General features: G+C 55.1%; 3 protein-coding genes and 1 pseudogene. 1 reads left to right on the top strand and 3 read right to left on the bottom strand.

All coding sequences use genetic code 11. From position 1 onward, the window contains the following. Positions 1–21: 21 nt before the first annotated feature. The gene (trxC, locus tag QZ197_RS15525; protein WP_296433096.1) at positions 22–480 is read right to left on the bottom strand and encodes a thioredoxin TrxC; all 459 of its coding nucleotides are present in this window, start codon (positions 478–480) and stop codon (positions 22–24) included. 84 nt (positions 481–564) lie between these two features. Next, positions 565–1,491 (bottom strand): patatin-like phospholipase family protein, encoded by a 927-nt coding sequence (locus QZ197_RS15520; protein WP_296433095.1) that lies wholly within the window; start codon positions 1,489–1,491, stop codon positions 565–567. 412 nt (positions 1,492–1,903) lie between these two features. Between QZ197_RS15520 and QZ197_RS15515 the strand changes: the two genes are divergently transcribed. Beyond that, on the top strand, positions 1,904–2,875 hold the full coding sequence (locus tag QZ197_RS15515) for an SLAC1 anion channel family protein (RefSeq protein WP_296433094.1): 972 nt from the start codon (positions 1,904–1,906) through the stop codon (positions 2,873–2,875). A gap of 24 nt (positions 2,876–2,899) precedes the next feature. Here the strand turns inward: QZ197_RS15515 and QZ197_RS15510 are convergent. Next, positions 2,900–3,105 (bottom strand): annotated as a pseudogene (locus QZ197_RS15510) (hypothetical protein); the annotation flags it as partial.

Here is a 3,105-nt window from a genome sequence, read left to right as displayed (position 1 = left end):
ATGCGCGGCAATGTCAGGTTTTCAAAGATGTTGGCGGACAAAAGCTGTGATATCAGCCGCAGGTCGCGCACCGGACAAGCGCCCGATCTCTTTTCCACCAAGATACAGGATCAACAGCGGAATTCCCCTGATTTGCAACCGTTGCGAAATCTCCGGAAACTGTTCGGTGTCTATCTTGGCAAAGCGTGCCTTGTAGCGCATCGTTTTTGCTGCGGCCGCAAATTCTGGCGCCATCATTTTACATGGCCCACACCAAGGCGCCCAGTAATCCACAATGAGAGGCAGTTCGTCCGTCCGTGTTGCCTTGTCGTGAAGCTGGTTCGCGATAGCCGCCACTTCACCGCTTACAAGTGAGGTGCCGCACTTGGCACATTTAGGACCGCTCTCAAGCCTTTCGCGGGGAATTCGGTTGGCTTGTCCGCATGATAGACAAACAAGCTTTATTGCATCTTGCAACTGAGTTCCTCCTTTTTTCATCATCGTTCAGTTCGCCTGAACCTAATGGATGCATGCCTGATCCACTTGATATCGGTCAATGCACTGGGCTCGGGCAAAATTTTGGTGTTACTCCGAAATCATGTCGCGGATCGTACCAATTGCCTTTTTTGCCGCATCACGGCCAGCTGAAATTGCGTCCGCGGCACTATCGAAATCCAGCATCTTGATTGACGCGACGTCTGGCGCGATCAACAAGTTCGGCGGCTCGCCAGCCAGTCTCGAATGGGTGATCCTGTCTTGCATGATGTTCAGGGTATTCACCAGCACGTCGAAATAGGCAGGTGCTTCGGGCTTGCCCATCATCAAACTGGGCAAAATGCGTTCGGCGGCACCTTGCAAGACGGTCGGCACCTGATCCAAAATATGCGCCATGCGCGCCGCGCGCTGATCTTCGGCTTCTTTGCTGAGCCCAGCGCGCATTTTCTTTCTACGTTGGCCGATTATGCCTTCGTTGACGCTTACCGCGATCACGAAATCAGCGCCAAGCGCCCGACAAGTCGAGACCGGCACTTGGTTCACCAATCCGCCGTCGACCAACCATCTGCGGTCATTCAACACCGGGCGCAATATGCCGGGCACTGAAATTGAGGCGCGGATCGCAGCGGCCATCGACCCTTCCTTGAGCCAGACTTCGGATCCATCTGATAAGTCCGTGGCCACGGCCGCATAGGTGATCGGCAAGGTTTCAATCAGCGGATCCATCTCCATGTCGTCCAACCAATCAAGAACGCCCTGCCCGTCAATCACGCCGCCGCGTGTCAGGCCCACATCCAACAACGAGGTGAACGCGCGCAAGTCCATCGTTTTCACCCAAGCGTGCAATGCGTCAAACCTGCCCGCAGCGTAGGCACCGCCGACCAAAGCACCCATAGATGTTCCCGCGATCACGACAGGTTCAATTCCCGCGTCGTGCAATTCCTCAAGCACACCGACATGCGCCAAGCCCCGCGCCGCGCCGCCGCCTAACGCGAGACCTATTTTGTAGCCACTCATCGCGCGAACCCCTTTTCCAAACTATTTGAAACGCATTCTAACACTCTGCCGACCGTTCCTTGCAACTGCGGTCACCCATGCGCCAACAAGCATAGAACAAGTCGACCACGCATTGCCCCAAGTTAATTCGGGGGCACTAGTCCGTGTAGGATGGCAAAAACGGATGCAAATTTGGCTTTTGGGGCAAGGCATGATCGGCACAGAAGACTTTGACCCATGCGAGGGACCACTTTGACTTCCGTGACATGAGAAACCTACAGGCGGTACGTTGACTGTGATAAAATCACCGACAGGGCCATCTTTGACGGTCTATACTTATGTCGATAGCCGAGGGCGTAACGTAAAGGGGCATGAATATGATATTCCCCTTCGACCCGGCACAGTGCGCACGACCATAGGCAGGCAGATAACCATGACCGAAATTGCATCTTCTGACACAAAGCCGCTGGGCAAACTCGCGTATTTTCCCGTTGGGTTTTTCAGCAGCATAATGGGTCTTTATGGCACAGCGCTGGCATTTCATGCAGCGGGCTTCGCTGGCCCAAGCATATGGATTGCGGGATTTGCGACGCTCGTTTTTGCCTGCATTCTGACCCTTTACGCTGCCAAAGCAGTTCTGCATCCCAGTGAAGTGGCGGCGGACTGGAATCATCCGGTTAAAATCGCATTCTTTCCCGCTATCAGTATCAGTTTGCTACTGGGCGCAACGGCCTTGCGGGGGGCGATGCCTGACATTGCAGCTGGGGTCTGGATTGCAGGTGCTGCATTGCAAGCAATGCTAACGCTAGCGGTCATCGCGAGCTGGATTGGACATCGCGGTTTTGGCGCGGGACACCTGTCACCTGCTTGGTTCATTCCGGCCGTGGGCAATGTTGTCGCCCCAATCGCTGGTGTTCCTTTGGGCTACATCGAGGTCAGCTGGTATTTCTTTTCAGTGGGTCTGTTGTTCTGGGTTATCTTGTTAACGATCGTCATAAACCGGTTGGTCTTCCACGAGCCGATGGCGGCTAAACTGCGCCCGACGCTGGTGATCCTCATCGCGCCGCCTGCTGTTGGATTTCTTGCATGGACCCAGCTGAATGGCGGAGTGGTTGATCCTATGGCACGGGTTCTGATGCATCTTGGTTTGTTTTTCACGGCTCTTGTTGTGACCCAGATCCCTGCGCTGCTGCGGCTGCCGTTCGCGCTGTCATTCTGGGCGTTGTCGTTTCCTTTTGCGGCAATGACCGTTGCCTGCTTTCGCTACGCTGAACTGACCACTTCAGGGGCCGTGTTTGCCCCGCTCGCATGGGTGTTGCTTGGTGTCCTGAGCGTGATTGTGGTTGCACTTCTTGCGCGAACAACCCTCGCGGTGTTGCGCTCGGAAATCTGCCTGCCGGAATAGCCGTCCACAGTTACGGCTTGATGGCTATAGATGTTCGATCCCGTCGCAAGCATAGTGGCGCGCACAGGCCGCTTCATATCCGCGGATAACGCGCTTGCCTGCCAATGTGCCATTGTGTTCGGTCACGACCGTACAGTGACCTGATCCACCGGTGTCTTTGTCAAAGCGGATAACGACCCAATCATCCGTTCGTCCCAAACGATGCGCCCGCGGTGTGTTCGAAAACAGCG

Origin of the sequence: Yoonia sp., from assembly GCF_017854415.1 — a bacterium.
In the GTDB taxonomy this organism is placed as follows: domain Bacteria; phylum Pseudomonadota; class Alphaproteobacteria; order Rhodobacterales; family Rhodobacteraceae; genus Yoonia.
This window is presented reverse-complemented; position numbering and strand designations above follow the sequence as displayed.